The following is a 6,770-nucleotide window of genomic DNA, read 5'->3' as shown; positions in this document are numbered from 1 at the left end:
GTTCCCGCCGCCGAACTCACCGCGCCCACCGTGGCGCTGGTGGCCGTGCCCGCCGCCTTCAGCGTCGCCGAGATGCCATTGTCCACCGCATCCACCACTGCACCGCTGCCCCGCGTCACCGCTGAGGCCGCCGCCGAGCCCGCAGCGCATACGCCTTCGCTCACGCTGCTTGCCGCGTTCCGCACGCCGCTGCCCACGGCCGACGCCGCCGAACTTACCGCGCCCACCGTGGCGCTGGTGGCCGTGCCCGCCGCCTTCAGCGTCGCCGAGATGCCGTTGTCCACCGCATCCACCACCGCACCGCTGCTCCGCGTCACCGCTGAGGCCGCCGCAGAGCCTGCCGCGCATACGCCTTCGCTCACGCTGCTTGCCGCATGGCGCAACGATCCGCCAGCCGACTTCCCCATCTGCCAGATCTGACCGCGCAGAGCATTCACCACTTCATTCAGGCATTCGCCGGATACGGCCAGCAGCATGGCCGCGCTGTCCCGAATGCCTGCCTGCCGCGCGTCCTCCTCATCCAGCGCCGCATGACGAAAGGCATACTTGGTGCTCATGCCCGCCCGGATGGCAAGCAGACTGTTCGCCGCGCCGTCGATGGCCGCCGTAGTGAAGAACTGTACCGAGGCCCCCACCAGCGGGACGGAAGCCGTGGCCAGAGAAGGGGCCGCCGCCGGAACAAGCGCGCTCATGCTTTCCGTCACCGTGCGGGGTATATCCAGCGCCTCGATGGAAAAGGCCAGAAAAGTGGCGGAAGAGACCGCGTGATAGACGCTCCACACCTCCCGCAGCGAAGGCCGCTGGTTATAAATGGCCGATACCTTCCAGACCATGCGGCAGAGCGCCACAAAGACGATGAGCGCATCCAGCCGTCCGTTCTGGGAAAGCGCCGTGCCCAGAAACACTTTTTTGGCGTCGCTGCGGATGATGGCATCCGCCTTCTTGTCCAGCAGGGCCAGCGCCTGAGGCAGAAAATCCTCCGCGGCGGGATCAAGTCCGGCCTGCCGTACCAGACGGTTCGCGCTCAACCGGTGCGTCAGCTCGGCGGCAAAGGCCTGCCGTTCCGCCTCGCTGGGATCCTCACGCAGCAGCAGGCGGGACGGACGGGCAAAGCAGGCCAGTCCCAGCCAGATCAGCGCGACAAGTTCCAGACCGGCGCAGGCCAGCCAGGCGATCCTGCCCCAGCCGGGCGCAAAGAGTTCCGTCAGCTCGCGGGCCAGCCCGTTGAGCTGGACGAGCAAAACCAAAACCGCCAGCATGACAAGAGCGGCCACTATCTTCAAAAGGTGCTGCAACATCGGCAACCTCCGATGACAAGAGAAAAGATCATCCGGCAGGGCCACATGCCGCACCGGCTCCTTCAGATACTATCAGCACGAAAGGGCTGCTTGGCAAGCCATCCTGACGCAGAGCCGGTCAGCAAGGCGTCAGGCATCGGTGCGGCATGTTGCCGTCTGGGCACGTGCTGCCGGTGTGCCGCAGATGAAAGCCCATGCCGGCATCGACAGCAAGGCGAAGGGGTATCCTTCCCCACGAACAAGCAATAGAGCGTTTTATCTTTGAAAAAGGGACGATGTGAGGTGGCGGCACAGCGCCGCCGGGCAAAACCAGGCGAAAGAACCGCGTTTTTTCCGCAAAATGGCAGGCCGTGTGGTTTGGAATGCAGAGCGTTTCAAACTGAAATTGCTCTCCTGACGGGCTTTCCCTGCGAAAACTTTTGCAAAAGCCTGAAAATGGGGACTTGCCGCATGCGCAAGCCCCCAAAAAGGCGCTCCCGGGGGAGTGATGGCCCCGGAAGCGCCCAGGAGGAGAGCGTGCTGTCAAAAAGGGCTGTACCGCTGGCGGCTGCCATGCGGCAGGCGGCATGTGCCCACCACATATGAGGATGACGGCACGCTTCTTTTGCCTGATCCCGGTTCATCACTGTTCCGGGAGCAGGCGGAGGCGTAGCGTTGCCACGGCTGCTCGCTCCATGCTCCCCGCGCCGCGGCCTTTGCGCTCCTTAAAAGCGGCGGACCGTCGACTCCACATCCGCAACGGGAGAGAAAGGAGGGGCATGAGGGAAGGAAACATGGTTCGTACAGGAGGCGTTCCTTCCCTCATGCCGCCGTAGGTATGGCATCTACCGCGTCAGCCAGACGGCCTTGAGGAAATGGGGATTGAGGAAGGACAGGCGGCCGAGCTCGGCCCTTCTTTCAGGCGAAAGGGATCCGCTGCGGGCATAAAAATCGGCGATCTGACTGATCCAGGCGGGCAGGCCCTTTTCCTTGTCGTCAAAAAGCGCCATCTGCTGATCGATGTTGTAGATGGGATGCAGACGCAAATCCTCGAGAATATCCTCACGGCTCATATCCTGCTTGTACCACTGCAGGGCAAAGATGCGGTACTGCTCCACAAGCGTGTCGGGCCCCAGACGCTGCATCTCGGCCACGGTACGCAGGTAGAGGCGCAGGAACATGATGACCTGATCGGGATGCTGATGGGCAAAATCCCGCTTGACGACCAGGACGATGGGATGTTCCACGCCGCAGGCCTTGGACGAGGCGGCTTCCACCAGCCCCGCCTTGGCGGCGCGGGCATTGGCGGGCCACCACAGGGCGGCGGCATCGCCAAAATCCTTGCTCATCATGTCGATGGCCGGGCCGGGCAGCACGTTGCTCACCTTGACGTCCTTTTCCGTCAGGCCAAGGATGGTCAGCCACCTGTCGAGCAGGTAGTGCGCCGAGGTGTTGACCGGACACAGTATGGTCTTGCCGCGCAGGCTTTCCGCGCTGCCGAACACGTCGGGAAACTGGGGATTGGCGCCCTTTGCCTGCATGATGGGGCCACCTTCCCGGGCGTAGATGGCGTTGGCTTCGGTTTCCGTATTGGCAAGGCCGATGATGTACACATTGTCGATTTGGGGAGACACGACCACAGGGACGGCGCCGCAGGCGGCAATGGCCCAATCATGCTCCTGCTGGGTGGACATGATCTTGTCGCCGGAGCCGAACTGCAGCATGGTCAGGCTCAGTCCCGCCTCCTTGTCTCAGCCCATCTTCTTGGCATACCAGGCGACAAAGGCTTCGTGTTCGCCAAGCCATGCGGTCTTGAGCGCTATTTCCGCGTGAACCGGGGCGGCAAGCAATCCCAACAGCAGGGTCAGCAGCAGCGCGATGCGAATTCTCATAGACGACCTCGTGAGTTGATGTGACAGCCACCCGCGGCTCGCCAGCCGGCCGGAGGCACGAACGCCCCCGGCCGGCCTTACTCCTTATCCAAGGAAGGACCGCAGCAGCGGGCCGACCTCGCTGGGCCGCTTGGCGACCTTGGCTCCGGCCTGGATGAGCGCCGCCGTCTTGCCCTTGACCGTACCGCGGCCGCCGGTGACGATGGCGCCCGCATGACCCATGCGCTTGCCTTCCGGAGCGGTACGTCCGCCCATGAAAGCCACAAGGGGCTTGGTGAAGATGCCGGCCTCCCTGGCTTCGGCCACTTCCTCTTCCATGGTGCCGCCCAGTTCGCCGATGATGACCACGGCATGCGTATCGTCGTCGGCTTCATACAGGGGCAGAAGCTCGGCAAAGCGGGTGCCGGGCACCGGGTCGCCGCCCACGCCGATGAGCGTGGTGATGCCGAAGCCGCCCTTGACGATCTCGGCCGTCACCTCGTTGGTCAGGGAGCCGCTGCGGGTCATGACGCCCACATGTCCCTTACGGTACACGCGCTCGATCCAATAGGGGATCGTGCCCAGCATGGCTTCTCCGGCGGAGATGATGCCGGACGTGTTGCCGCCGATGACCATGGCGCCGCAGGACATGGCGGCACGCCGAATCTCGATGGCGTCATGCAGGGGGATGCCGTCGGCAATGGTGCAGATCTTGCGGATGCCGGCGTCCAGCGCCTCGAATACCGCATCCTTGGTGAACTTGGGCGGCACGAAGAGCATGGAGACGTCCGCCGGATGTTCCGCCGTGGCGCGCCGTACCGAGTGATACACCGGTATGCCGTCCACGTTCTGGCCTTCCTTGCCGGGGGTGACGCCCGCCACCACCTGCGTGCCCATGTCCTTCATGTGTTTCGCCCAGAAGGCCCCTTCCTTGCCCGTGACGCCCTGCACGATGACGCGCGACTGCTTGTTGACGAAAATGCTCATCAGGCCCTCCCCGCGGCGATGTCCACCGCACGTTGCACAGCTTCTTCAGTATTGGTCAACGGTTCAAGTCCGGCTTCGCGCAGGATCTTGAAGGCCTCTTCCTCGTTGGTGCCGCGGATGCAGGTCACGATGGGCTGCTGCGGCTTGTGCGTCTTGATGGCCTCCACCAGCCCCTGCGCCATGACGTCCGCGCGGGCGATGGTGCCGAACGTCACCACCAGGATGACCTTGCTGGGCGTTTCCAGACAGAGTTCCATGGTCCGCACGGCCTTGGTGTAGTTGGCCCCGCCGAATTCCACATAGGTGGCCACCGTGCCGCCCGCATCGTTGATGAGGTCGAAGACCGTGGTCGTGAGCCCCGCTCCGGCGCACATCAGGGCCACGTCCCCGTCGAAGACCAGATAGGGGATGCCCTCCTGCGCGGCCTCGAATTCCACCTGCGAGTCGAACTGCTCGCGGCTCAGCGGATAGTCGGGATGCCGCCATTCGGAGTTGTCGTCGATGATCAGCTTGCCGTCGCCGGCAATGGGCGTGCCGTCCGTGGTGATGAACAGGGGGTTGATCTCCGCCAGCTGGGCATCGTAGGCCGTAAAGGTCTTGTAGAGATTGCGGACGACGGCGCTGACGGGCTTGATCAGCTCCGTGGGCAGCCCCATGCCGTACACAAGATTGTTGACGTGGAAGCCGCCGAGCCCGTGCGACATATCCACCTTGACGGTCACAATCTTTTCCGGGGCGGTGGCGGCCAGCTTTTCGATCTCCACCCCGCCCTCGGCGCAGCCGATGAGCATGGCGGTGGAGGTCACGGCGTCCACGGTGACGGCCAGATAAATCTCGCTGGCGATGCTGACCGCCTCTTCCACCAGGATCATATGGACGTTATGCTCGGAGGCAAAGAGCTCCTGCGCCTCGTTGCGGGCGCTTTCGGCGTCCTTCACCAGCCGGATGAGCCCGGCCTTGCCGCGTCCGCCGCGCAGCACCTGCGACTTGAGCACGCAGGGCAGGCCGATGTCGGCAACGGCGGCATCCAGATCCTCCATATTGCGGATAAGTATGCCTCTGGGGGTGGTGATGCCCTTTTCCCGGAAAATATTTTTCGCCTGATATTCAAACAGCTTCATGGTCAATCCTTTTGCGCGCTTTTGCGCGCCGTCTTGGCAGGGGGGGGCGGCCCCTGCGGGCCGCCGGTCAACCTACTTGCCGTGCTTCTTCCAGAATTCTCCCCACATTTCCTCGTCGCTGAAGCTCCACGGTTCCACGGGCTCATTGACCCAGGTCACGTTCATAAAATGCTTCCAGTGCACATTTTCCGTCGTGATGTTGCCGCCCCAGGTGCCGCAGCCCAGGGTGGCCGTGGAGGGCATGCGGTTGAAGGGATGACCGCCGTTGCCCGCGCTCATGGCCTGACGCACCGTCACGCGGGAGGACTTCATATGTTCGCCGAGATACTCGATGTATTCCCGCTTGTAGGTATGGATGCCGCAGGAATGGCCGCGGCCCACAAGGCTGGTCAGCTCGGTCAGGATGCGGTAGGCGTCCATGAAGTCCCTGGCCTTGTAGACGGTCAGCACCGGCGAGATCTTCTCGTCATGGAACTTGTCCTCACGGATGGGCTGCGTGCCTTCCACGAGCAGGATCTCCGTACCGTCCGGGATGCTGATGCCGGCGGCCTCGGCGATGACGCGGGCGGACTTGGCGATGACGTCCTGATTGAGGGCCAGCTTGCCCTTGGCATTGATCTTCCACATGTAGTTCTTGAGCTTTTCCCGGTCCTCGCCTTCCACGAGCCAGCAGCCGTTCTTCTTCATTTCGGCCATGAACTGATCGTAGATGGCCTCCACCGGCACCACGGCGTTTTCGGACGAGCAGGAAGTGGCGTAGTCAAAGAGCTTGCTGCCGCAGATGAGCTTTGCCGCCTCGGCCACATCGGCATCCTCGGCCACGATGGGCACGGCGTTGCCCTGCCCCACGCCGTAGGCCGGCGTGCCGCTGGAGTAGGCCGCGCGCACCACCGCGCCGCTGCCGGTGGCCACCACAAGGTCGCTGGCCTTCATGAGTTCGGCCACGGCCTCGCGGCTGTTGTCCTCCACCACCTGGATGAGGTCCTCGGGCGCGCCCACGCGTCTCAGGCCCTTGCGCATCATGTTGATGGCCTCGGTGGTGCACTTCAGCGCGCGCGAGCTGGGCTTGAAGATGACCGCATTGCGGCACTTGAGCATGCCCACGGCCTTGCCGCCGCAGGTGGACGTGGGGTTGGTGGCCGGGAGGATGGCGCAGATGACGCCCACCGGCTTGGCATACTTGGAGATGCCGTTCTTCTCGTCGCGCTCTATGCAGCCCACGCTCTTGGCGCCGCGGATGTCATGCAGCACGCCGCCCACCTTGCGCTTGTGCTTGATGATCTTGCTCTCCACATTGCCGAAGCCCGTTTCTTCCACGGCCATGCGGGCCAGCCTGGCGATATTTTCGTCTTCATAGACTTCCCAGCCCACGGAAAGGCACATCTCGTCGACCTGCTCCTGAGTATAGTCGTTGATGGCTTCCTGCGCCTTGCGGGCCAGTTCCATTTGTTCACTGATGGTCTTCATGGATTTTCCTCCCGGAAAATTAGGTATGTGCAAGATTGCGGACGCGC

6 protein-coding genes are annotated in these 6,770 nt (G+C 63.3%); all 6 read right to left on the bottom strand.

The features are described from left to right. On the bottom strand, positions 1–1,298 hold a 1,298-nt coding region (locus tag Q0K12_RS05990), incomplete at its 3' end, for a DUF697 domain-containing protein (protein WP_297260993.1). Between the two features lie 824 nt (positions 1,299–2,122). Then, the gene (locus tag Q0K12_RS05985) at positions 2,123–3,013 is read right to left on the bottom strand and encodes an ABC transporter substrate-binding protein (RefSeq protein ID WP_297260997.1); all 891 of its coding nucleotides are present in this window, start codon (positions 3,011–3,013) and stop codon (positions 2,123–2,125) included. 15 nt (positions 3,014–3,028) lie between these two features. Continuing rightward, complete coding sequence (locus Q0K12_RS05980) at positions 3,029–3,169, bottom strand: hypothetical protein (protein ID WP_297260991.1); 141 nt, start codon at positions 3,167–3,169, stop codon at positions 3,029–3,031. A gap of 84 nt (positions 3,170–3,253) precedes the next feature. After that, positions 3,254–4,135: a CoA-binding protein gene (locus tag Q0K12_RS05975; RefSeq protein WP_297260990.1), complete on the bottom strand. Its 882-nt coding sequence runs from the start codon at positions 4,133–4,135 to the stop codon at positions 3,254–3,256. After that, a complete protein-coding gene (locus Q0K12_RS05970) occupies positions 4,135–5,256 on the bottom strand; it encodes a succinate--CoA ligase subunit beta (protein WP_297260988.1) in 1,122 nt (373 codons plus the stop codon). Before Q0K12_RS05970 ends, Q0K12_RS05975 begins: the two co-directional genes overlap by 1 nt. Positions 5,257–5,328: 72 nt before the next feature. Next, on the bottom strand, positions 5,329–6,723 hold the full coding sequence (locus tag Q0K12_RS05965) for an aldehyde dehydrogenase family protein (protein WP_297260986.1): 1,395 nt from the start codon (positions 6,721–6,723) through the stop codon (positions 5,329–5,331). Positions 6,724–6,770 lie beyond the last annotated feature (47 nt).

Source organism: uncultured Desulfovibrio sp. (assembly GCF_944324525.1).
In the GTDB taxonomy this organism is placed as follows: domain Bacteria; phylum Desulfobacterota; class Desulfovibrionia; order Desulfovibrionales; family Desulfovibrionaceae; genus Desulfovibrio.
Note: the sequence above shows the minus strand (reverse complement) of the source record. Positions and strands in the feature narration are given on the sequence as shown.

Bases quoted from the DNA above. Each gene is read 5' to 3' on its own strand.
- Q0K12_RS05980 (WP_297260991.1), bottom strand. From the start codon at position 3,169: ATGAGAATTCGCATCGCGCTGCTGCTGACCCTGCTGTTGGGATTGCTT.
- Q0K12_RS05975 (WP_297260990.1), bottom strand. From the start codon at position 4,135: ATGAGCATTTTCGTCAACAAGCAGTCGCGCGTCATCGTGCAGGGCGTC.
- Q0K12_RS05970 (WP_297260988.1), bottom strand. From the start codon at position 5,256: ATGAAGCTGTTTGAATATCAGGCGAAAAATATTTTCCGGGAAAAGGGC.
- Q0K12_RS05965 (WP_297260986.1), bottom strand. From the start codon at position 6,723: ATGAAGACCATCAGTGAACAAATGGAACTGGCCCGCAAGGCGCAGGAA.